The following is a 22,286-nucleotide window of genomic DNA, read 5'->3' as shown; positions in this document are numbered from 1 at the left end:
AAACGGCCCGCTTTGCGGGCCTGTTCTCTGTTTACGAATCACTTCAGTAAAAAAGAAATCTTCTTTTACTTACTTTTTCTTAATAATCTCTTTGGCATTCTTATAAATAGAATCTGCCGGAACGCATCCTCTTACCGGTGACAGGGGATAGATATTGGAATTTCTTCCGATCACAGTTCCCGGATTGAGTACAGAACCGCAGCCAACCTCAACATGATCTCCAAGCATTGCTCCGAACTTTTTAAGTCCGGTCTCGATCTTCTCATCTCCGTCTTTCACAACAACAAGTTTCTTGTCGGATTTTACGTTAGAACAGATTGATCCGGCTCCCATATGGGATTTGTATCCAAGTACTGCATCTCCAACATAGTTGTAATGCGGAACCTGTACCTTATTAAACAGTACTACATTCTTAAGCTCAGTGGAATTACCAACTACTGCGCCCTCGCCAACAATGGCCTTGCCGCGGATAAACGCACAGTGGCGCACCTCAGCGTCTTTACCGATGATCGCCGGACCTGTGATGCTTGCTGTCGGTGCAACAGCAGCTGATTTTGCGATCCAGATATTCTCGCCTTTTTCCTCATACTCAGCCGGGTCAAGAGTTTTTCCCAGTTTAATGATAAAATCTCCGATCTCCGGAAGAACTTCCCACGGATAGGTCTTTCCCTCAAAAAGCTCTGCAGCGATGGTCTCGCCCAGATCTAGCATATTGCTGATGGTAAAATCTTTCATCATGATTTTTTTCCTCCCTGTCCGGAAGCCCGCTCCTGCTTCCTGTAATTTACAGCGGCCGCATCAAAAAACTGCCGCAGGTTATACTGATAATTGCTGGCCTCAACCTGCCGGGTCCTTACCCGCACAAAATGTTCCAGCTTATCCATATATTCCTGTTCCGTAATACTCCCCTCTGCCACATAGGTGAGCCCCTTTTCCCAGCTTGCAGTAAGCTCCGGATTCAGAAGCTGCCGGATAGAGCAGTTTACCACATCAAAAATCATTTCCCCAAGAAGCGTTGGAGTGATCACCTGAGTCTTTTTATTCAGTGCCAGATATTTGATGTTAAAAAGCTTCTTCAGAATCTCAGCACGGGTAGCACTGGTGCCGATCCCGCTGCCCTTGATCTGAGCACGAAGCTCTTCATCCTCGATCAGCTGACCTGCATTTTCCATGGCAAGGATCATGGAACCGGAATTGTATCTCTTGGGCGGTGAAGTCTCACCCTCTTTGATACTTAAGCCGTTCACAGGAAGTATATCACCCTTTTTCAGCTTCTGCAACGCATCCAGAAGCACGGTATCACAGGAAACCTCTTCTTCCTCTCCATTACCGTCTTTCTCACCGTCAGAAACTTTTTTCCGGGCAAAAGAATTCGCGGCAACTCTTAAATACCCCTCTTCCTTCAGAACCTTAAAGGATGAGAAGAATGCCTCACCGTCCAGCTTCGTCACAAGACTCACCTTCTGATAAACGGCCGGCGGATAAAAAATACACAAAAATCTCCGTACAATAGTCTCGTACACACGCTGTCCAGTAAGAGACACGCTTCCAAGCGCGTTCAATCCCTGACCGGTAGGAATGATCGCGTAATGGTCTGTGATCTGCTTGTCATTCACATATCTGGTTTTTGCAATGCTTTTCCAGGATTCCATCCCAAAAACCTCTGCTGCCGCAGCACCGGCCTGCTGATAATTTCGAAGACCGGAAATATTCTTGTATATCTCCTTGGCCACTGCCGTGGAAAGAACTCTGGCATCCGTTCTAGGATAAGTCACCAGCTTTTTCTCATAAAGCTCCTGTACGATCCGGAGTGTCTCGTCCGGACTGATCTTAAACAGCTTTGAGCACACATTCTGAAGCTCCGCCAGGTTAAAAAGAAGCGGCGGATTTTTGTTTTCTTTTTTTCGTTCCACCTTTTCCACAATACAGGAAAGGGGCTGGTTCACCATCAGCTGATCGATCAGCATCTGTGCATGCTCTTTTTTCCTGAAGCCGTTCTCTTTATAAAGATACGGGGACTGAAAATACCGGCTACCTTCCACAGCTCTCCACTCTCCGTCAAAATTCTCTCCCGCAAGAGCAATGCTGCTTAAGACACGGTAAAACGGTGTCTTCACAAAGACACGGATCTCCCGTTCTCTTCGCACCACCATTCCAAGAACACAGGTCATCACACGGCCAACTGCGATCGCCTGATATTTGGAATGGAGATAATTCGTTACACTGTTTCCATAGCGCAGAGTCAGCACTCTGGAAAAATTAATCCCCATAAGGTAATCTTCTTTTGCGCGGAGATAGGCAGACGCTGCCAGATTATCATACTCTGAGATATCTTTTGCTTCCCGGATTCCTCGAAGGATTTCCTCTTCTGTCTGGGAATCGATCCACACTCTTTTCTGGACTTTCCCACTTACACCTGCCATCTGCGCCACCAGCCGATAGATATATTCTCCCTCACGCCCTGAATCAGTACACACATAAATGGTCTCTATATCAGGTCGGTTCAGCAGTCCTTTTACGATTTCGAACTGTTTTCTGACCCCGGGAATCACTTCATATTTAAATTCGCGCGGCAAAAAAGGCAGGGTATCAAAACTCCACCTTTTATACTTGATATCATATTTTTCGGGATAGCTCATGGTAACCAGGTGTCCAACACACCAGGTCACTACAGAATCGCTGGATTCCAGATATCCGTCTTTTCTCTGACCGTTAATCTTCAAAGCCTTCGCAAATTCCTGTGCCACGCTGGGCTTCTCTGCTATGTATAAAGCCTTTGCCATACTATTTATCTGCACTCATCTTTCTAAGCGGCCATGCAAGAAGCACAGCTCCGCCAACTATATTTCCTAATGTTACGATCACCATACTCTTAAGCATGGCACCGACAGACAATCCGGGAACCATACAATACGCAACTGTAAAGATGCCCATATTTGCAATACAGTGCTCAAATCCGCTGACAACGAAACCTGAAATACAGATCACGATCATCAGAAACTTGCCTGACTCACTCTTAAGCTTAATGCCGCAAAGCACTGCAAGACAGACAAAGAAATTACAAAGCACTGCACGGAAAAACATCTGTCCTGCCGGAATACTTAGTTTTCCGTTTATAAAGCCGGCAAAATAATCTGCAGTACCGGACGCTCCGGCACCTACAAAAATCCATGCCAGAATCAGGCATCCCACAAAATTGCCGATATAACTGATTCCCCATACCTTGCCAACGTCTTTCCATGATACGCTCTTGTCATACGCACCAAACGCCATTACCAGATTGTTACCTGTAAAAAGCTCTCCGCCTACCATCACGATCAGAAGTACCGCGATGGAGAACACGATGGCTCCAAGGAATTTCCCCCATTCCGGGAATGTCTTGGAAAATACATTTCCCACAACATTACTGTAGATCATCGCCACATCAATAAAAAATCCGGCCATGATCGCCCGCATAAAGTATTTTCCAAAGTTGCTGTTCAGGAGATTGATCTTACCTTTCGCAGCGGTTGACAGTTTCTCTACATCCTCCCTGTTCATAAATAGCACCTCCACATTTTTTTAGCAAGCGTGGCACTTTGCTGCTGCTTCTTTGTTCACAGCAGCACGCTTTACGGAAATCTGCTTTTCATATTGTAACACTTTATCAAATAGTTCACAACAAAAATGAGAAAATTTCCGAAAAATCATGTATTGTTACACACAACAAACACTATCTCCGTCAGGCGGATATTCTCACTCTGCATTCAGTTAAGTCAGAACCCGGTAGATTCCGTCCCATGCAAGCTCTTTTTCCTGCAAAAAAATCTCTGTCTCTTCCTCAGACTGCTTCTCGCATTTCCAGGCAAGCCCGCATTCGGCACTGATCTCAGACGGGATCGGAATCAGCCTTCCCGAAAATCCCGACTCCTTAGACGTTTTTTCCATCTTCATAGCTGCTGTTGTGGTAGAAAAGGTAATTACCGTTCGAATTTCTTTCTTACGCATTTACTTCTGCTCCTTAATATACGCTCCTGTCGCACGGACACTTCACAGGCATTCTCTTTGCAGACCCCTTCAGAAGTTTCCTCTGAGACGCAAAAACAGGACACCGAAAAGCTCCGATATCCCGTTCTGCTGATACTTTTTATTTCATATGAAGATTTACCTGATTATTTAGCCTGGATATATCCCTTAGCTTTCAGAGTCTCTGCACAGAGAACAGCTCCGCCTGCAGCTCCTCTTACTGTGTTATGGGAAAGTCCGATGAACTTGTAATCGTAAACAGTATCTTCACGAAGACGTCCTACAGATACTCCCATTCCGTTCTCATAGTTTACATCCATCTGTACCTGCGGACGGTTATCCTCCTCAAGATACTGGATAAACTGCTTCGGAGCACTTGGAAGGTTAAGCTCCTGCGGAGCTCCCTTAAACTCAACAAGTTTCTGGATCAGCTGCTCTTTTGTTGGTTTCTTGCGGAATTTAACAAAAACAGCTGCTGTATGTCCATTGAGAACCGGAACACGTACACACTGACATGTAATAACAGGTGTGGTAGCCGGAACGATCACGCCGTCCTCGATCTTACCCCAGAGTCTTAACGGCTCTTTCTCACTCTTCTCTTCCTCACCACCGATATACGGGATAATATTGTGCTCCATCTCCGGCCAGTCTTTGAATGTTTTTCCTGCTCCGGAAATAGCCTGGTATGTAGTAGCTACTACTTCATATGGCTCGAATTCTTTCCATGCGGTAAGTACCGGTGCGTAGCTCTGGATAGAGCAGTTCGGCTTAACAGCTACGAATCCGCGAGTTGTTCCAAGACGTTTCTTCTGGAACTCGATAACATCGAAATGCTCCGGGTTGATTTCCGGAACTACCATCGGAACATCCGGTGTCCAGCGGTGTGCACTGTTGTTGGAAACAACCGGTGTCTCTGTCTTGGCATACTCTTCTTCGATAGCCTTGATCTCATCTTTCGTCATATCAACTGCGGAAAACACAAAGTCAACAGTAGCTGCAACCTTCTCTACCTCGTGGATATCCATAACTACCAGCTTCTTCACTGCCTCCGGCATCGGAGTATCCATTTTCCATCTGCCGCCTACAGCCTCCTCGTAGGTCTTGCCTGCACTTCTGGGGCTTGCTGCCACAGTAACCACCTCAAACCACGGATGATTCTCCAGAAGAGAAATAAATCTCTGACCAACCATTCCAGTTGCACCTAAAATACCGACTTTAAGCTTTTCACTCATAATAAAACTCTCCTCATCTTGTGTCCCTCTATGGCACACATTTGTCTTTTCCGTAAATACTATACCAATTTTTCCAAAAATGCAAGCATTATCTTAATTTTTTTTAAGATAATCTTTATTCTGAGCGATCACCTGTTCCATCACATCCGGTCCAGGTGCACCTAATGTTACACGTTTCTCCACACAGGTCTTCATGCTGATAGCTTCGTAGATATCCTCTTCAAACACAGGGCTGATCTCCTTGTACTCAGAGAGCGGAAGCTCATCCAGGGAGATTCCTCTGTCCAGGCAAAGGAGAACCAATCTTCCTACAATACCATGAGCATCACGGAACGGAACTCCGTGATTTACCAGATAATCTGCTGCGTCTGTAGCGTTTGTAAAGCCTCTCTTTGCACTTGCCTCCATGTTCGCCTTGTTAAACTGCATAGTAGAAACCATGCCTGTAAACAGAGCGATACAGCCCTTTACAGTGTCAATAGCATCAAAAGTAAGCTCTTTGTCTTCCTGCATGTCTTTGTTGTATGCAAGCGGAATTCCCTTCATGGTTGTAAGGATAGATGTCAGCGCACCGTAGACACGGCCTGTTTTCCCGCGGACAAGCTCTGCGATATCCGGGTTCTTTTTCTGCGGCATGATACTGCTGCCAGTGCTGTATGCATCATCGATTTCAACGAAACGGTACTCATTGGAGTTCCACAGAATGATCTCCTCGGAAAAACGGCTCAGGTGCATCATAATGGTAGAAAACGCACTGAGAAGCTCGATCACGTAATCTCGGTCAGATACGGAATCCATGCTGTTTCTGGTCGGTGCATCAAAGCCAAGAAGCTCTGCAGTATAGGCACGGTCCAGCGGATAAGTAGTTCCTGCCAGTGCTCCTGCTCCAAGAGGACAGGTATTCATTCTCTTACGGATATCGAACAGTCTGTCTCTGTCTCTTCGGAACATCTCAAAATAAGCACCCACATGGTGAGCCAGAGTTACCGGCTGTGCCTTCTGAAGATGAGTAAATCCGGGCATATAGGTGTGCACGTTCTCTTCCATGATCTTCTGCAGGGCAAGAAGAAGGTCTTTCAGCTCTTTATCTGTCTCATCGATCTCATCCCTGACATAAAGCTTCATATCAAGAGCTACCTGGTCATTACGGCTTCTTCCTGTGTGAAGCTTCTTTCCTGCATCTCCGATACGATCGATCAGGTTTGCCTCCACAAAGCTGTGGATATCCTCATATTCAGATGTGATCTCAAGCTTGCCTGCCTCCACATCTGCCAGGATTCCGTCCAGTCCCTCTGTGATCTGATTCTTTTCTTCTTCTGTCAGAATCCCCTGTTTCGCAAGCATGGCTACATGTGCCTTGCTTCCGCGGATATCCTGTCTGTAAAATTTCCGGTCAAAGGAAATCGATGCGTTAAAATTATAAACCAGCTTGTCCGTTTCTTTTGTAAAACGGCCTCCCCATAACTGTGCCATATTATTCTTCCTCACTTTTCTTTTTTGCTGCAGAAAATATTTTGTCGGGCAAAAATTCTTCTGCACTTCTCTGTGTTAGTGTACCATACTTTCATAAAAATGCAAAGATTTTCATACTTATACATTTTCTGCGTTTCTCTGCCTGTCCCGCTCCTGGGCTTCTCTTTTTGAAAAAACACATCCGCAGTAGTTCTGCCTGTATAATTCGTGCTCATGGGATAATTCAATGGAACGCTTATAGCCGTTCTTCTTCTTGAAATCAGACGGCAGGTGAGTGACTTTATAAATCCCTGACAGCTCCTCACCGATCTCGTTGATCTTTTCTGCATTTTTCAAAGGACTGATACTAAGAGTGGTGGTAAAATAATCATAACCGCCGTCCCTGGCAATTTTCGCCGCCTCTTCCATACGCAGACGATAGCACTTAAAGCAGCGTTCCCCTCCCTCTGGCACATCCTCCAGACCTTTTGCCATATCATAGAATTCCTTCGGATCATAATGTCCTTCCACCAGAGACACCGGATGGGTAAACTCCATCTCTCCGATCAGCCGGCGGATCTCTGCCACCCTGTGAGCATATTCTTCTTCAGGCGCAATATTGGGATTGTAAAAAAATATGGTGATCTCAAAATACTGTGACAGGTATTCCATCACATAACTGCTGCACGGCGCACAGCAGGCGTGAAGAAAAAGTCTGGGGGTTCTGCCTTCTTTCCGAACATTTTCGATCAGCTTATCCAGCTCTTTCTGATAATTTCTTTTATTCAAAATCGGATCTCCTTTCCGTCCATCGTATTCATTACTGTTTGCTGCATGACCAGCAATACTCTGAATATATTACCTGTAAACTGTAATCATCATTTTCTATATTGCCGAATCTATCCCCGGCACCACGGAACATTCTCTTATCCGTGCGCCTTCTTATGATTCAGACATATGATAATATTATACCATCAAATATGAAACGGAGGCAAATATTCATGGATCCTGTCTTAAAAGTACGGGATGTGTGTCTTTCCTATCACACCTTATCCGGCGAGACACCCGCCCTTTCCCATATATCCTTTGACCTGATGCCTGGTGAATTCCTGTCCATTGTAGGACCTTCCGGCTGTGGAAAATCCACCCTTCTTAACCTTATCGCCGGCCTGATCGAACCTGAATGCGGCTCCATCACTCTAAAGGGAAAAACAGTTTCTTCCGGCAGTACGTCTATTGGATACATGCTCCAGAAGGACCATCTTCTGGAATGGCGCAGCATCTATAAAAACATCCTCCTTGGCCTTGAGATCCGTGGAGAACTCACCCCTGAAAAGCTTGCACACGCAGAAGAGCTTCTTCACACCTACGGTCTTGACCGCTTTCGGGATGCCAGACCTTCCCAGCTTTCCGGCGGTATGCGCCAGCGCGCAGCACTGATCCGCACCCTTGTGCTGGAGCCTGAACTTTTACTTTTGGATGAGCCCTTTTCTGCGCTGGATTACCAGACACGGCTGAATGTCAGTGACGACATCGGAAAAATCCTCAAAAGCTCAGGCAAGCCTGCCATTCTGGTGACGCATGATATCTCTGAGGCTATCAGCATGGCTGACCAGGTGCTGGTTCTTTCCGCCCGTCCTGCCACAGTTCAAAAAGTAGTGGATATCCATCTTTCTGTGGAAAAACGTACCCCTCTGACTTCCCGGAATGCTCCTGATTTCAAAAAATATTTCAATCTTATATGGAAGGAGCTGAACAAAAATGCCTGAAATTTCCACCCGACAGAAACAATATCTATCCCAGAAGAAAAAAGAAAAACACCTGATTTTTGCAGCGCGCATCCTTATCTTTGTCCTGTTTATGGGACTCTGGGAAGTGTCCGCCGCACGCGGATGGATCGACTCTTTTATTTTCAGCAGTCCATCCCTGATTGCAAAAACCTTCCTCACCATGTGCAGGGATCAGTCGCTTTTTTTCCATATTGCAGTTACGCTGACAGAGACTCTTGTCAGTTTCTTTTTTGTTGTGCTCCTGGGTGTGGGAACCGCAGTCCTTCTCTGGTGCTCTCCACGGACTTCCCTGGTTCTGGAACCTTATCTTGTGGTTCTCAACAGTCTGCCGAAATCAGCTCTTGCGCCGCTTCTTATTGTATGGCTCGGTGCCAATGAACGTACCATCGTTGTAGCCGGTATATCCGTTGCCATCTTTGGCTCCATCATCAATCTGTATTCCGGTTTCTGCCAGGCTGATCCGGATAAACTGAAACTGATCGAAACTCTTGGCGGACATAAAAAAGAGAAGCTGACAAAAATCGTTCTGCCAGCTTCTGTTCCTCTGATCTTAAGTGTTATGAAGGTAAATATCGGCCTTTGTCTGGTTGGCGTGATCATCGGCGAATTCATCGGTGCCAGAAGAGGCCTTGGATATCTTATTATCTACGGCAGCCAGACCTTTAAGCTCACCTGGGTGCTGATGTCCATTGTGATCCTGTGCATCATTGCTATGGGTCTGTACGCAGTGCTGAACCTTGTAGAAAAGAGTGTTCAAAAGAAATAATGAACCTCTTATTGTCACTGGTTAAAACAGCCAAAAGCAGCTTTGCCTCGCTTTTGGCTGTTATCTTAATGCATGTGGAAATTTTTTCCCCGGAGAGGCAAGCCTGCAATCTCTGCCAGACGTTTGATTCCTACGTCAGCAATGGATACTGCACTTTCCACGTGATTGAAATCCGTTGCACTGTAATCAAAGAGAATGTTTCCTTCTGCTTCAAACTCCTCATCACGATCCCAGAAAAAGAACCGCAGTGGAATGCACTGGAACGCTTTGATCTCATAGCCCACATCTCCCTGAGGAAGTCCTTTTCCTCCAAGTTTTATAAAAGCTTCCCGCAGCTCCTTCGCATGGCCGGAAAATGTTGCACTGAACACATCCGTCTCACCGATCTTGTATGCTGGTGCAAAAGGCCTGGCATTGCGAAGATCTGCAAAAGGAACCCACCTGTCCATAAAAAAAGCGCCTTCTTTTGCGTAGCCAAGGAGTGTATAAATATTTAGCATCTCCGTTGTGCCCGGCTCCTGATCCCCATCCAGGCTGCAGATACTTCCATCCTTTTCACTGATCCCATATTTTCGTCCAAAATGCTCTATCGTCAGATATCCTTTTTCTTCTTTCAGCTCAGGAACCCGTCTTAACAGATCCTTCCGATCCATCTGCATAAATTTATCCGCCCATTCCATGCAGAGCTTCACATAGTTGGAAATTTTTTCTTCCTGCATCACATTTCCTCCCGAAGTATTTTGCTATATTTTACGTTATTTTTTTCAGAATACACTTTTTCCCTCTTATGCGCAAGCATATCCGGACCTGAATGTTTCTGATTTTTTCTCCGGCATTGTGGACTGACTTTGTATGTTTCGTTCTTATCCGACAAATCATGCCATGAATTTTACTTATCTGCTAAAAATTTCAACACAAAAATAACGTTTTTTTGCACAAAAAACTAGATTTTCATTTCAAAAAGGTGTATAATATGAACAAAGTTTATCGTTTTGATGGTTAAATTTTTCCTGGCGGTAAACAAGAAATGAAAGTGAGGATTCGCCATGAAACAAAACAGTATGTTAGCAATGATCCTGGCCGGTGGAAGAGGAAGTCGTCTTCACGAGTTGACGAATAAAGTTGCCAAGCCAGCCGTTGGTTATGGCGGTAAATACCGTATCGTGGATTTTCCGCTCAGTAACTGTGCCAACAGCGGCATTGATGTCGTAGGTGTACTGACACAGTATGAATCAGTTTTACTGAACAGCTATGTAGCAGCCGGTGGCCGCTGGGGCCTTGATGCCAAGGACAGCGGAGTTTATGTACTTCCTCCACGTGAAAAGGCTGATGCCGGTCTGGATGTATACCGTGGAACAGCTGATGCGATCTCTCAGAATATTGATTTCATCGACTCACAGAACCCGGAATACCTTCTGATCCTTTCCGGTGACCACATCTATAAGATGAATTATGCAAAGATGCTTGATGACCATATCCAGCATAAGGCAGATGCGACTATTGCAGTTATCGAGGTTCCCATGAAGGAAGCCAGCCGTTTCGGTATCATGAACACCGGTGAAGATGACCGCATCGTGGAATTTGAAGAGAAACCGGAACACCCGAAGAGCAATCTTGCCTCCATGGGTATCTACATATTCAACTGGAAGCTTCTGCGCAAGCTCCTGCTGGCAGATATCAAAAATCCAGATTCCAATCACGATTTCGGTAAAGACATCATCCCTACACTCCTTGCACAGGACAAGGCACTCTACGCCTACAAGTTCAAAGGCTACTGGAAGGATGTAGGAACCATTGATTCCCTCTGGGAAGCAAACATGGATCTTCTCAGTCCTAACAGTGAACTGGATCTTAACGATCCTACCTGGAAGATCTACACTGAGGATGCTACATCTCTTCCACAGTATATCTGTGATACCGCTGTGATCAACACTGCTTTCATCACTCAGGGCTGTGTTGTGGAGGGTGAGATCACCAACTCCGTACTTTTCACAGGCGTCAAGGTCGGTCCTGGTGCCAAGATCATCGACAGTGTCCTGATGCCGGGTGTTGTTGTCGAGGCAGGTGCCGTTGTCCAGCGTGCTCTCGTTGCAGGCGGAGTCGTGATCGGTGCCAACGCTCGTGTCGGTTCCAAAGACAGTGAGCACATCGAACTTGTATCAAAACGTGTAAAGGGGGCTGAGTAATATGTTTAAAGCATTTGGAATCGTGAATTCCTCAGAAAGAAATATCCATGTGGAGGGGCTTCAGGACTACCGTGCGATCGGCGCCTTTTCATTTCTCGGAAGATATCGTGTCATCGACTTCCCGATCTCAAATATGACCAACAGCGGGATTGAGTACATTCAGGTCTATGTAAAGAACAAACCCCGTTCTCTTGTGGAACATCTCGGAACCGGACGTCACTACAACATCAACTCCAAGAGCGGTAATCTCCAGATCCTCTTTTCAGAGCATTCCGGAGTCAACGATATCTATAACACCGATATCGACAACTACTACTCCAATCTGGAGTGCATCGAAGCAGTTCATTATCCGTATGTTGTTATCGCTCCGAATTACATGATCTACACCACCGACTACTCCAAGCTGATCGATGCCCATATCGAATCCGGCGCGGATGTGACCATGCTTTATCATTCCGTTGATAATGCCAAGGAGAACCATCTGAACTGCCACATCCTGAACCTGAACCGTCAGAAGGGTGTTCTCTCCATTGAGCACAACCACGGCAATGCAAAGAACCGCAACATTTTCATGGATACCTACGTAATGAGCAAGGAGCTTTTCATCAGCCTCATCCATAAGGCAAAAGAGATTTCCTCTCTTTATACCCTTGCAGACGTGATCAATGCCGGTTGCAGAGACGGTGAGCTGGATGTGCGTGGTATATCTCATCGCGGATATTTTGCATCGATCACTAATTTCAAGAGCTATCACGATGCAAATATGGATCTGATCGACTACAAAACTGCAACGGATCTTTTCCATGATAACTGGCCGATCTATACACGCACCAACAACTCCTGTCCGACCCATTATTTTGACACAGCTAATGTTTCCAACTCCGTTATCTCCAACGGCTCCATGATCGAGGGAACTGTAGAGAATTCCATTGTCGGACGTGGCTGTACCATCAAAAAGGGCGCTGTTATCAAGAACTGTGTCGTTCTTGCGGACTGCACCATCGGTGAGAATGTCCATATCGAAAATCTGGTCGTAGACAAGCATGTCAAGATCACACATGCCAAGGAGATCATCAGTCCTGCTGATGAGCCTGGCTACATCAAACGTAACGATACACTGTAATATTCATATATAATAAGGCCTCCGGTTCCTGTGTTACGAACCGGAGGCCTTATTTATCTCTGTACTCAGCTAAGCATATGGATCCGTCATTTCAGAACAGACTGGATCCATTTCAACGCATTATCCTTATTCTTCACATTACCCGGAAGGCAGATGCACACCGGATCATATCTCAGGCCAAATTCCTGAGCAACACTACTGTTGCCGTCAAGCTCCAGATGCTGATCATCCACAGCGCCCAGAGACTCAAACACCTCATCTCCAAACGTTTCCCTGAGATCTGCATACATTCCGCTGTCTTTCTCATGTTCATAGAGTTCCTTCGGCATGATCAGGACATCAACGGTAGCACTCTGGATTTCCGTCACATATGCGATCCTGGCATAGTAATCAAAATCCTCTCCTGTCTCGTCCGTCATCAGATTCTGCGCCACACTGACTTCTGCATATTTATCCTCTGTTCCCAGTGTCTTCAGAGCATCCTCTTCCACCTTCTCAGAGTCAAAATTCCCTGCATTCACCACTGCAATGGAAAGCACCGTCTTCATCTGTGCGTGACGATAAATATTCACTCCCAGACAGACTCCGCCAATGGCAAGAAGCACGCACAGCATATGTATCTTATAATACATCCAGATATACTGAATCTTCTTCCCTGTTCCCATTCCCTTCAGTTTCTCTTTTTCGATCCGGCGGCGTTCCTTCTTCGTCAGATCAGTTTCGTTGGGTATCTCCGGATTCAGTACACTCTCATCGTGTCCGTCACTGCCGGCCTCCGCTCTGTTTTGTAAATCCATAAAAATCTCCTTTGTCTTTCATGTCTCAGTATTTTTTACCCTGAAGCAGGATATTCCAGTCGTTTTCCCCGCATCCTCCGGGTGGGTGCTGTGACTTATCAATAAAGGATATTTTAGCATATTTTGGTACAAAATCACAGCGCATAAATATGAAAATACCATAAACTCTTCTATTTCCGACAGATCCTCATTCCATATCCATACATTACCGCCACAGCAGTCACAAGAATACAGACCATCACCGGTCTCATCCACAGATATAAAAGATTTTTCTCAATTCCAGCTGCCACAGCCACATCCTTCAGGATATCAGCCACGCAGAGATGAAACAGATAAATAAAAAATGCATATTTCTGACCGATGGCTGCCGGAAGCTCGGGCACTTTCCAATCCTTTCCCATGATCGCAATGAGAAAAAGACCAACAGCCATAAGTACGGAGCCCAGAAACAATTCCAGTTTGCCAAAATACCGATATTCCAGCAGACTTATGATCCCGCCGACAGCTGCCATGCCATACAAAAGAAACACTTTTTTTCCTGCAAAACAGGCTTCCAGCTTTTCCTGATATCTGTGTATCAGATGTCCCCACATAAAAAACGGAAATCCGGTAAACAGATAGTTGCGAAACTGCATAACACGGAAATGCTTTTCCGGGAACAGGAAGGTCGAAAATTCCTCCATTCCGAAATGGATCAGAATAAGCACCGGTATCAGAACATATACCTGCTTACAAATCCGGAATCTTGCTGCCAGGGCAAAAAGAAGATAACAATAGAGCAGTGCCGGGAGAAACCACAGATGCCATTTCACCTGAGAGCTGTTATTATATAGAAGAAACTGGCGGATATGCTCCCCTGAAATCAGTGCTTCCAGCCATTCCTTCTGGCTTGCTCCGTCGATGTGGTTCTGAATCAGCTCCCACAGACAGCAGACCGGAAATGCCACAAACATCAGCTTCAGAACATGCCGGATCTTTTTTCCGGTTCTTATAAATTCCGTATCATCGCCACGGAAACAAAAATATCCGGATACCATAAAAAACACAGGTACTGCAAATCTGGCAAGTACATTGGCTATAATTCCGGCATTTCCCGGAAAATGGACGTGAAGAAGCACAACTGCATAAGCACAGATCGCCTTTACCATATCCAGAGTACGGTTTCGCATAAAAATTACTCCTTTTTATATCGAACGCTTATCCCGGAAATATGATTCCGGGGTTCCCTTTTTTTCGAAACGATATACTAACAAACCAGCAGAATTTTGTCAATGCTGTTTTTCTCCTGTACGGTTTACTCTTATACGTTTTACTCTTGTACGGCTTCTGGATCTGAATTATAATTCTTTTATGACTTCTATGACAGGATGTTTGTTATTTTCTCAGAAAGGATTCTATTTTTTATGAAAAAAGACGGCTACTACTCTTCCGGCGAATTTGCACGCATGGCTCATGTTACCCTGCGCACAGTCCGCTATTATGATAAACAGGATATCCTGAAACCTTCTCTGGTCACAGAATCCGGTGCACGTTTTTATACAGATGAGGATTTTGCAAGGCTCCAGCAGATCCTGCTTCTGAAATACCTTGGTTTTTCCCTGGATGATATCCGTGAAATGACGATCGGCGATTCTGACTACCATTTCATGCTCAATTCCCTGAATATCCAGCTCAGACTTGTGCGCGACCGGATTGAGCAGATGCAGCTTGTGGAAAAAGCCATCCAGGATACAGCGCAGGCAATCCAGGAACAGCACACCATCGACTGGAGTCAGATGCTGAACCTGATCCACCTTACAGGCATGGAAAAAAGCCTCAAGAACCAGTATCAGAATGCCACCAATATTTCCTCCAGGATCAACCTCCACAGCCTTTATTCACAAAACAAACAGGGCTGGTTTCCATGGATTTTTCAGCAGTGCCACATTAAACCGAGACTTCGTATCCTGGAACTGGGCTGCGGTGACGGAACTCTCTGGACTGACAATCTGGCTCTGATCCCGGAAGATATTTCCATTACACTTTCCGATATTTCCAGCGGGATGCTCCGAGATGCCAGACGTGCCATCGGTTCTTCTGATACCCGCTTTGCTTTCCGGGCTTTTGACTGCAAAAAGATTCCTTACAAAGATGAAAGCTTTGATCTGGTGATTGCCAATCATGTGCTTTTTTACTGTGATGATATTCCTGCCGTTCTGAAAGAGGTATGCCGCGTGCTTTCCCCTGGAGGACATTTTCTCTGCAGTGCCTACGGGAAAGCCCATATGCAGGAAGTCAGCCAGCTTGTAGAAGATTTTGACGACCGTATCGTTCTCTCCGCTGATAAACTTTATGAACGTTTCGGAAGAGAAAACGGCAGGAAAATCCTGGAGCCTTTTTTCCCGGATGCAAAATGGCTCTCCTATGAAGATTTTCTCCTGGTCCAGGATGCGGAGCCGCTGATTTCCTATGTTCTCTCCTGTCATGGCAATCAGAATCAGTATATTCTTGACCATTACAAAGAATTCCGAGCCTTTGCTACAAAAAAAACTGCCAAAGGTTTCCGCATTACCAAGGATGCCGGCGTATTTCTTTGTGAAAAATAGACAAAAATAAAAAACATGAAAAAAGTCTCTTGAAAGTGACCTTACGTCATCTTTTATAATGAGGTCACAGTAAAAAGTGCAGGTACGTCAATGCTGCACATCACAATGTAAAGGAGAAACGATATGAAAGGAATTATTTTAGCAGGCGGCTCTGGAACACGTCTTTACCCGCTTACCATGGTAACATCCAAACAGCTTCTGCCGATCTTCGACAAACCGATGATCTACTATCCGATGTCCGTTCTTATGAACGCAGGCATCCGTGATATCCTGATCATTTCCACACCTCAGGATACACCAAGATTTGAGGAGCTTCTTGGAGATGGACATCAGTTCGGCGTAAACCTTACTTATGCTGTACAGCCAAGCCCGGACGGACTGGCTCAGGCTTTCATCATCGGTGAGGAATTCATCGGCAATGACACAGTATGCATGGTTCTTGGCGACAACATTTTTGCAGGACACGGCCTTAAAAAACGCCTGAAAGCAGCTGTTGACAATGCTGAATCAGGCAAGGGTGCTACTGTTTTCGGATACTATGTAGATGATCCGGAGCGTTTCGGAATCGTAGAATTTGACCGGAACGGAAAAGCTGTTTCCATTGAAGAGAAACCGGCACAGCCGAAAAGCAACTACTGCGTAACAGGTCTTTACTTCTACGACAACAAAGTTGTTGAGTATGCAAAGAATCTGAAACCAAGTGCAAGAGGCGAGCTTGAGATCACAGACTTGAACCGCATTTATCTTGAGAAAGGTCAGCTGAATGTTGAGCTTCTGGGACAGGGATTTACATGGCTGGATACCGGTACACATGAAAGCCTTGTTGAGGCAACTAACTTCGTAAAAACCATGGAGCAGCATCAGCACCGTAAGATCGCGTGCCTTGAGGAGATCGCATACTTAAATGGCTGGATCACAAAGGATGATGTTCTCAAGGTTTATGAAATCCTCAAGAAAAACCAGTATGGACAGTATCTGAAGGATGTTCTGGATGGCAAATATCTGGACGCACTTCACTGAATAATATTATAAAAGGAGATTTTTTCACATGACAATTATCGTTACCGGCGGTGCCGGATTTATCGGAAGCAATTTTATTTTTCATATGATGGAGGCTCATCCTGACTATCGCATCGTATGCCTGGACTGCCTGACTTATGCAGGAAATCTTTCCACTCTTGCACCGGTTATGGACAAACCGAATTTCCGCTTCGTAAAGGAAAGCATCACAGACCGTGATGCGGTTTACAAACTCTTCGAAGAAGAGCATCCGGACATCGTAGTAAACTTCGCAGCTGAGAGCCACGTAGACCGTTCCATCGAGAACCCGGAAGTATTCCTTGACACAAACATCAAAGGTACTGCTGTTCTTATGGATGCCTGCCGTAAATACGGTATCCAGCGTTATCATCAGGTTTCCACTGATGAGGTTTACGGAGATCTTCCGCTTGACAGACCGGACCTTTTCTTTACAGAGGAAACTCCGATCCACACAAGCAGCCCGTACAGCTCTTCCAAAGCCGGTGCTGACCTTCTTGTTCTTGCTTACCACAGAACATACGGCCTGCCTGTAACCATCAGTCGCTGCTCCAACAACTATGGTCCGTATCACTTCCCGGAAAAGCTGATTCCTCTTATGATTGCCAATGCACTGAATGACAAGCCTCTTCCTGTTTACGGAAAAGGTGAGAACGTCCGTGACTGGCTCTATGTTGAAGACCACTGCCGCGCTATTGACCTGATCATCCACAAAGGACGCGTAGGTGAGGTTTACAACGTAGGCGGACATAATGAGATGAAAAATATCGACATCGTTAAACTGATCTGCAAAGAGCTCGGCAAACCTGAGAGCCTGATTACACATGTAGCTGACCGTAAAGGCCATGATATGCGTTACGCTATCGATCCGACCAAGATCCACAACGAGCTTGGATGGCTCCCTGAAACAAAATTCGCAGACGGTATCAAAAAGACGATCAAATGGTACCTTGATAATAAAGAGTGGTGGGAAACTATCATCTCCGGCGAGTACCAGAACTACTACGAAAAAATGTATGGAAACCGTGAGGAGGTTAAAGCATGAAATTTTTCGTAACAGGCGTTGGCGGCCAGCTTGGCCATGACGTAATGAATGAACTCTCCAAACGTGGCCATGAAGGTGTAGGAAGTGACATCGCTCCTTCCTACAGCGGCATTGCTGACGGTACACCAGTTACTGCCATGCCGTATGTACAGCTTGATATCACAGATAAAGATGCTGTCGCAAAAGTGATCCGCGAAGTGAGGCCGGACGCTGTGGTACACTGTGCCGCATGGACAGCTGTAGACGCTGCCGAGGATGAGGAGAACCGCGAAAAAGTACGTCTTGTCAATGTTGTGGGAACCCAGAACATTGCAGATATCTGCAAAGAGCTTGGCATTAAGATGATGTACATTTCCACTGACTATGTTTTCGATGGTCAGGGAACTGCTCCATGGGATCCTGACTGCAAGGACTACGCCCCACAGAACGTATACGGCCAGACTAAACTGGACGGCGAGCTTGCTGTATCCGGCACTGTAGATAAATTCTTTATCGTGCGTATTGCCTGGGTATTCGGCAAAAATGGCAAGAACTTCATCCGTACCATGGTAAACCTCGGAAAAACTCATGACAAACTTACTGTTGTCAGCGACCAGATCGGTACACCAACCTATACCTTCGACCTTGCCCGCCTTCTGGTAGACATGCTGGAAACAGAAAAATATGGCTACTATCACGCAACCAACGAAGGCGGCTACATCAGCTGGTATGATTTCACAAAAGAAATCTTCCGCCAGGCTGCTGCCCTCGGCCACAAAGAATACGAGAAAGTAGAAGTTTCTCCTGTCACAACTGCAGAATACGGCGTATCCAAAGCAGTCAGACCATTTAACAGCCGCCTGGATAAGTCCAAACTTATGAAAAACGGCTTCCAGCCCCTTCCTACATGGCAGGACGCACTGGAGAGATATCTGAAAGAAATTCTGTAATACGTATACAATAATATAAATACAGCCCGGGAAATTATTTGTGCTTCCCGGGCTGTTGTATTATTGTTATCTAATTTATCTAATTTTATGATTTCTTTAATGCAGCCTTATACTATTGCCATCCAAGCTACATTTATATTACTGCTGCACAGTACCATCTGCCGGCTGTGTCTCTGCACTGCCGTCCTGTGTGGCATTGGCTGTTTCTCCCTGAGCAGCAGCTGTGCTGCCTTCTGCTGTTGCCTGCACATCATTATCTGCTGCAGATGTAGCTGCATCAGCCTCTTCCTGAGAAACAGACTCTCCATTACGAACCTTCTTCATCATCTCTTCAGCCTTCTGAACTGTAGACTCATCCGGAATCATAACATAAGCTTTCTGACTCATGGAGTACGGCTTCTGTGTATCACCGCTGCCATCTACACTGTAGCTTACAATATTCCAGGAACCGCCATTATTCAGCTGCTGCTGAAGCAGTCTCGCGATCTCCTCATAAGAGATATTTGTCTCAAAGCATCCCTGAATGCTGGAAAGAACAGACGAATAATTTTTCAGAAGCTCCGGTGAAAGAGCCTTGTTGATCACGCCCTTGATAACAGCCATCTGGTTCTTACCTCGCTGACGGTCTCCCTCAGTAAAAGCATAACGCTCACGGCTGAACACCAGTGCCTGCTCACCATTCAGTAAGTTCTCCCCCTGGTTAAAATGATATCCTGTCTCATTCTTGGAATCAAAATCATAATCAGAATAAACAGTAACACCGCCCAGTGCATCGATCAGCTGCTCAAAACCTGCAAAGTTGATCCTGAAATAATAATTGATATCCTCATTATAAAGCATTCCAAGAGTATCCATACATACATTGATGCCATAGATACCAGCATGTGTCAGCTTATCCCTCTGTCCTCCTGAAATAGAAAGCGGAACAAAATAATCACGAGGTGTGGAAACAAGCAATACCTGTCTTGTATTTGTATTCACAGTTGCAATAATATTGGAATCACTTCGGCTCTTCGCCACAAGACCACTTCGGCTGTCAATACCACTGATAAAGATCGTATACACAGAACCATCATTGGTATTCTGTGCTGTCTCATTCTCAGTCTCCTGCGGTTCGATAGTTGTCTCCACCTTCTTCACTGTCAGCTCTTTGATTCTTGAAGAAACATCGGAATATCCATCCATCTCTTCAATAACGCTTAAATATGCACTGTTCAGTACGATCGCACCTGTCTGGCCATTCAGAAGCCCGTCTACAAGCTCTGTAAGTCCTGTATACTCCTGAACCTGAACACTCTTGCCAACCTCAGAATCAACTTCCTGGATCGCCTTATCAGAGTTCTCTCTGTCAAGATCTGTCAGCACACCATACACATAATCTGCTGTAGCGGCAACAGAATCCGCAGCATCATCTGCACGGACATAAATACCAACCTCAGTCACCTCAGTATTTACACCGGAAATCCCTGCAAGTGCGGAATGTGTCTTATAAATATACATACTTCCAAGAATGAACACAGCCGCAAAAACAGCTGCCAGCATCACACCTACAACAAACCTTATCTTACCATCAGTACTCCAGACAAGAGCCCCAACGATCAAAACCAGCACCAGCATAAACAAACCAATACCAGCCAGGAACTTGGTCGGGACTACTTTCATATTCAGGAGCATAACTGCAAACACGATCGCAGCGATCAAAACCACCAGCGTCACGATCATCCCTGGGATATGCTTACCCATTTTTCTCATATGCAAACCTCCATTTTTGTCTTAGTGTTTAAGTTAAACATCTTCATTATTTTACGCTTTTTTTGAGGTAAAAGCAAGGAATATTAATATTGTAATTATTCGCTGCAAATCTTTGACTACGGTACCCAGTTTTTAAATGATGCCCAGTTGTCTTTCGCAGCTGCTTTCATCTTTTCTGCTTCTTTCTTACATAAAGCATCTCCATACTCTGCTGCATTTTCATAACATACTGCTGAATATGTATAAAGGACAAATTCTTTTGCAGACTGTTCTTCCTTCTGCAATTTATCAAGTTCCCTGTATTTTTGTTTCTCGTATACTTCATCTGCAAACTCTCTCAGAAGCAAAGCTGCGCCCTTATAGCATTCTTCCTTCACTGACTTTCTGCTTACTCCATGCCGTAATGCACTCATATAAATATCTGTGCCTCTAAGGCAGGCAATTCCTATCGTTCTTTCTGTTATATTAACACCTCCGCAAGACTCCAAAAATTCATCTATAGAACTACTGTAAGTCTTACCCAATTTCAAAAGAATACTTCCATTTGCGTTATCATTTATCGAAAGATTTCTTTCTTTTAAAGTCACATTTCTAAAACTTTCCAGATCATATACTTCCATATCAGTATATAGCCATCGATCTATCTCTTTAAAATGTTCATTATCAATCCATTGTACACAAAAATTCTTTGCTTCAGATAATGCATTTTCTGGACTAACAATTTCATCCATTTGCAGATCACTCAGATATAAATTCCATAACAGATTAAATGCCTCTTCTGTTTCATCAACCTCCTCTTCTTCATTTGTTTCCTCTTCAGCTATTACTTCTGTTCTCTCTTCAGTTTTTCCCTTTTGTTTCTGTTCAGCTTTGTAACTATCGGCATTATCTTTATTCGCCATATTATCGCCTTGTTCTATTGTTTCAGATGCATCTAAATTATTAAATCCTACTATTGCCACATTTAGACCAACTACAAAAACAGCTAGTCCTATCGCCCTGCGCACAATTCTTTTTACCCTATTTTGAAATGCAAATAAATCCTGGATACATTCCCAAGATGCTGCTTTTCTTTCTTTTTGACATTCTATTTCATATTGTGTGAAACCTATATCCTCCTGAAAAATTCCTTTCCTAATTTTCTCATTTTTAAAATGGATAATTATTTCACAGTTTAATATTCTGTTTTTCCATTTACCAATACTTTTTTTAGAAATTTTTTCTATTATATGCTCAATCTTTTTTAGTATAAATATCCCCAACAACAATATAGCTAAACTCTTCCAAATATTCTTTACTAATACATCTGCTAACAGTTGAAATCCGCCTACCGGCAGAACAGCAATCCACTCCAAATATGTAGATTTCCAATCTTTCTCATCTGATTTTTTATTTTCTTTTGCTTTTTTTCTAAGTGTCTTTATTTTTCTGTTAATCTTATTAATTTTTACAGCTTTAAGTTCCTCTAGATCATTTTGTTCTATTTTATTATCATGACAATCTGTGCATGGATTTTTATATTCTTTTTCATCTATCTCTCTTTTTCCATTAACAGCTGCCATATTCTTCCTTCTTTATCTATATTT

20 protein-coding genes are annotated in these 22,286 nt (G+C 44.6%); 8 read left to right on the top strand and 12 right to left on the bottom strand.

Going from position 1 to position 22,286, the window contains the following annotated elements; genetic code table 11:
- Nucleotides 1-69 precede the first annotated feature (69 nt).
- The 7 genes from AC04Q4_RS00345 to AC04Q4_RS00315 all read right to left on the bottom strand — a co-directional run bounded on the left by AC04Q4_RS00345 (nt 70) and on the right by AC04Q4_RS00315 (nt 7,478).
- On the bottom strand, nt 70-738 hold the full coding sequence (locus AC04Q4_RS00345) for an LbetaH domain-containing protein (RefSeq protein WP_173737596.1): 669 nt from the start codon (nt 736-738) through the stop codon (nt 70-72).
- Nucleotides 735-2,783, bottom strand: a complete 2,049-nt coding sequence (locus AC04Q4_RS00340; protein WP_476388256.1) for a DNA topoisomerase — start codon at nt 2,781-2,783, stop codon at nt 735-737. The genes AC04Q4_RS00345 and AC04Q4_RS00340 overlap by 4 nt, the downstream gene beginning before the upstream one ends.
- A gap of 1 nt (nt 2,784) precedes the next feature.
- Complete coding sequence (locus tag AC04Q4_RS00335; RefSeq protein ID WP_173737594.1) at nt 2,785-3,540, bottom strand: formate/nitrite transporter family protein; 756 nt, start codon at nt 3,538-3,540, stop codon at nt 2,785-2,787.
- Nucleotides 3,541-3,750: 210 nt separating this feature from the next.
- Nucleotides 3,751-3,987 (bottom strand): putative Se/S carrier protein, encoded by a 237-nt coding sequence (locus tag AC04Q4_RS00330; protein ID WP_173737593.1) that lies wholly within the window; start codon nt 3,985-3,987, stop codon nt 3,751-3,753.
- Nucleotides 3,988-4,151: 164 nt separating this feature from the next.
- The gene (asd, locus tag AC04Q4_RS00325; RefSeq protein ID WP_173737592.1) at nt 4,152-5,237 is read right to left on the bottom strand and encodes an aspartate-semialdehyde dehydrogenase; all 1,086 of its coding nucleotides are present in this window, start codon (nt 5,235-5,237) and stop codon (nt 4,152-4,154) included.
- 93 nt (nt 5,238-5,330) lie between these two features.
- The gene (gene argH, locus AC04Q4_RS00320) at nt 5,331-6,710 is read right to left on the bottom strand and encodes an argininosuccinate lyase (RefSeq protein ID WP_476388255.1); all 1,380 of its coding nucleotides are present in this window, start codon (nt 6,708-6,710) and stop codon (nt 5,331-5,333) included.
- Nucleotides 6,711-6,827: 117 nt separating this feature from the next.
- Nucleotides 6,828-7,478, bottom strand: coding sequence for an epoxyqueuosine reductase QueH (locus AC04Q4_RS00315; RefSeq protein WP_173737590.1), 651 nt, complete (start codon nt 7,476-7,478; stop codon nt 6,828-6,830).
- 212 nt (nt 7,479-7,690) lie between these two features.
- Here AC04Q4_RS00315 and AC04Q4_RS00310 point away from each other — a divergent pair, with 212 nt between their 5' ends.
- Both AC04Q4_RS00310 and AC04Q4_RS00305 read left to right on the top strand, forming a co-directional pair.
- Nucleotides 7,691-8,458 (top strand): ATP-binding cassette domain-containing protein, encoded by a 768-nt coding sequence (locus AC04Q4_RS00310; RefSeq protein ID WP_476388254.1) that lies wholly within the window; start codon nt 7,691-7,693, stop codon nt 8,456-8,458.
- Nucleotides 8,451-9,245 carry an ABC transporter permease gene (locus tag AC04Q4_RS00305; protein ID WP_173737588.1) on the top strand — a complete coding sequence of 265 codons (795 nt, stop codon included), beginning with the start codon at nt 8,451-8,453 and terminating at the stop codon, nt 9,243-9,245. Before AC04Q4_RS00310 ends, AC04Q4_RS00305 begins: the two co-directional genes overlap by 8 nt.
- A 65-nt stretch (nt 9,246-9,310) precedes the next feature.
- Here the strand turns inward: AC04Q4_RS00305 and AC04Q4_RS00300 are convergent, their stop codons facing one another.
- Nucleotides 9,311-9,964 (bottom strand): DUF3786 domain-containing protein, encoded by a 654-nt coding sequence (locus AC04Q4_RS00300; protein ID WP_173737587.1) that lies wholly within the window; start codon nt 9,962-9,964, stop codon nt 9,311-9,313.
- Between the two features lie 327 nt (nt 9,965-10,291).
- Here AC04Q4_RS00300 and AC04Q4_RS00295 point away from each other — a divergent pair, with 327 nt between their 5' ends.
- Together AC04Q4_RS00295 and glgD are read left to right on the top strand one after the other, a co-directional pair.
- Entirely contained in the window at nt 10,292-11,431 is a 1,140-nt protein-coding gene (locus AC04Q4_RS00295) for a glucose-1-phosphate adenylyltransferase (protein ID WP_119239971.1), read from the top strand.
- Between the two features lies 1 nt (nt 11,432).
- Nucleotides 11,433-12,554: a glucose-1-phosphate adenylyltransferase subunit GlgD gene (gene glgD, locus AC04Q4_RS00290; protein WP_476388253.1), complete on the top strand. Its 1,122-nt coding sequence runs from the start codon at nt 11,433-11,435 to the stop codon at nt 12,552-12,554.
- An 86-nt stretch (nt 12,555-12,640) separates the two neighbouring features.
- Here glgD and AC04Q4_RS00285 read toward each other — a convergent pair whose 3' ends face one another.
- Both AC04Q4_RS00285 and AC04Q4_RS00280 read right to left on the bottom strand, forming a co-directional pair.
- A complete protein-coding gene (locus AC04Q4_RS00285; protein ID WP_476388252.1) occupies nt 12,641-13,351 on the bottom strand; it encodes a hypothetical protein in 711 nt (236 codons plus the stop codon).
- Between the two features lie 170 nt (nt 13,352-13,521).
- The gene (locus AC04Q4_RS00280) at nt 13,522-14,520 is read right to left on the bottom strand and encodes an acyltransferase family protein (RefSeq protein WP_476388251.1); all 999 of its coding nucleotides are present in this window, start codon (nt 14,518-14,520) and stop codon (nt 13,522-13,524) included.
- Nucleotides 14,521-14,754: 234 nt separating this feature from the next.
- Between AC04Q4_RS00280 and AC04Q4_RS00275 the strand changes: the two genes are divergently transcribed.
- The 4 genes from AC04Q4_RS00275 to rfbD all read left to right on the top strand — a co-directional run bounded on the left by AC04Q4_RS00275 (nt 14,755) and on the right by rfbD (nt 18,948).
- Entirely contained in the window at nt 14,755-15,936 is a 1,182-nt protein-coding gene (locus AC04Q4_RS00275; RefSeq protein ID WP_476388250.1) for a methyltransferase domain-containing protein, read from the top strand.
- A 123-nt stretch (nt 15,937-16,059) separates the two neighbouring features.
- Nucleotides 16,060-16,956: a glucose-1-phosphate thymidylyltransferase RfbA gene (gene rfbA, locus AC04Q4_RS00270; RefSeq protein WP_173737582.1), complete on the top strand. Its 897-nt coding sequence runs from the start codon at nt 16,060-16,062 to the stop codon at nt 16,954-16,956.
- Nucleotides 16,957-16,984: 28 nt separating this feature from the next.
- Nucleotides 16,985-18,019 carry a dTDP-glucose 4,6-dehydratase gene (rfbB, locus tag AC04Q4_RS00265; protein ID WP_015525710.1) on the top strand — a complete coding sequence of 345 codons (1,035 nt, stop codon included), beginning with the start codon at nt 16,985-16,987 and terminating at the stop codon, nt 18,017-18,019.
- Nucleotides 18,016-18,948, top strand: coding sequence for a dTDP-4-dehydrorhamnose reductase (rfbD, locus tag AC04Q4_RS00260; RefSeq protein ID WP_476388249.1), 933 nt, complete (start codon nt 18,016-18,018; stop codon nt 18,946-18,948). The genes rfbB and rfbD overlap by 4 nt, the downstream gene beginning before the upstream one ends.
- Before the next feature lie 138 nt (nt 18,949-19,086).
- Here the strand turns inward: rfbD and AC04Q4_RS00255 are convergent, their stop codons facing one another.
- Both AC04Q4_RS00255 and AC04Q4_RS00250 read right to left on the bottom strand, forming a co-directional pair.
- Complete coding sequence (locus AC04Q4_RS00255; RefSeq protein WP_476388248.1) at nt 19,087-20,700, bottom strand: LCP family glycopolymer transferase; 1,614 nt, start codon at nt 20,698-20,700, stop codon at nt 19,087-19,089.
- Between the two features lie 116 nt (nt 20,701-20,816).
- Nucleotides 20,817-22,262, bottom strand: a complete 1,446-nt coding sequence (locus AC04Q4_RS00250) for a hypothetical protein (protein WP_476388247.1) — start codon at nt 22,260-22,262, stop codon at nt 20,817-20,819.
- Nucleotides 22,263-22,286 lie beyond the last annotated feature (24 nt).

It is taken from the genome of Blautia sp. HA8986 (assembly GCF_056504635.1).
This window is presented reverse-complemented; position numbering and strand designations above follow the sequence as displayed.

Excerpts from the sequence above, each read along its gene's own strand:
- AC04Q4_RS00305 (WP_173737588.1), top strand. The coding sequence starts at position 8,451 with ATGCCTGAAATTTCCACCCGACAGAAACAATATCTATCCCAGAAGAAA.
- AC04Q4_RS00285 (WP_476388252.1), bottom strand. The coding sequence starts at position 13,351 with ATGGATTTACAAAACAGAGCGGAGGCCGGCAGTGACGGACACGATGAG.
- rfbA (WP_173737582.1), top strand. The coding sequence starts at position 16,060 with ATGAAAGGAATTATTTTAGCAGGCGGCTCTGGAACACGTCTTTACCCG.
- AC04Q4_RS00340 (WP_476388256.1), bottom strand. The coding sequence starts at position 2,783 with ATGGCAAAGGCTTTATACATAGCAGAGAAGCCCAGCGTGGCACAGGAA.
- AC04Q4_RS00275 (WP_476388250.1), top strand. The coding sequence starts at position 14,755 with ATGAAAAAAGACGGCTACTACTCTTCCGGCGAATTTGCACGCATGGCT.
- AC04Q4_RS00330 (WP_173737593.1), bottom strand. The coding sequence starts at position 3,987 with ATGCGTAAGAAAGAAATTCGAACGGTAATTACCTTTTCTACCACAACA.
- AC04Q4_RS00295 (WP_119239971.1), top strand. The coding sequence starts at position 10,292 with ATGAAACAAAACAGTATGTTAGCAATGATCCTGGCCGGTGGAAGAGGA.
- rfbD (WP_476388249.1), top strand. The coding sequence starts at position 18,016 with ATGAAATTTTTCGTAACAGGCGTTGGCGGCCAGCTTGGCCATGACGTA.
- AC04Q4_RS00335 (WP_173737594.1), bottom strand. The coding sequence starts at position 3,540 with ATGAACAGGGAGGATGTAGAGAAACTGTCAACCGCTGCGAAAGGTAAG.
- glgD (WP_476388253.1), top strand. The coding sequence starts at position 11,433 with ATGTTTAAAGCATTTGGAATCGTGAATTCCTCAGAAAGAAATATCCAT.
- AC04Q4_RS00300 (WP_173737587.1), bottom strand. The coding sequence starts at position 9,964 with ATGCAGGAAGAAAAAATTTCCAACTATGTGAAGCTCTGCATGGAATGG.
- asd (WP_173737592.1), bottom strand. The coding sequence starts at position 5,237 with ATGAGTGAAAAGCTTAAAGTCGGTATTTTAGGTGCAACTGGAATGGTT.
- rfbB (WP_015525710.1), top strand. The coding sequence starts at position 16,985 with ATGACAATTATCGTTACCGGCGGTGCCGGATTTATCGGAAGCAATTTT.
- AC04Q4_RS00250 (WP_476388247.1), bottom strand. The coding sequence starts at position 22,262 with ATGGCAGCTGTTAATGGAAAAAGAGAGATAGATGAAAAAGAATATAAA.
- AC04Q4_RS00310 (WP_476388254.1), top strand. The coding sequence starts at position 7,691 with ATGGATCCTGTCTTAAAAGTACGGGATGTGTGTCTTTCCTATCACACC.
- AC04Q4_RS00345 (WP_173737596.1), bottom strand. The coding sequence starts at position 738 with ATGATGAAAGATTTTACCATCAGCAATATGCTAGATCTGGGCGAGACC.
- AC04Q4_RS00280 (WP_476388251.1), bottom strand. The coding sequence starts at position 14,520 with ATGCGAAACCGTACTCTGGATATGGTAAAGGCGATCTGTGCTTATGCA.
- AC04Q4_RS00255 (WP_476388248.1), bottom strand. The coding sequence starts at position 20,700 with ATGAGAAAAATGGGTAAGCATATCCCAGGGATGATCGTGACGCTGGTG.
- argH (WP_476388255.1), bottom strand. The coding sequence starts at position 6,710 with ATGGCACAGTTATGGGGAGGCCGTTTTACAAAAGAAACGGACAAGCTG.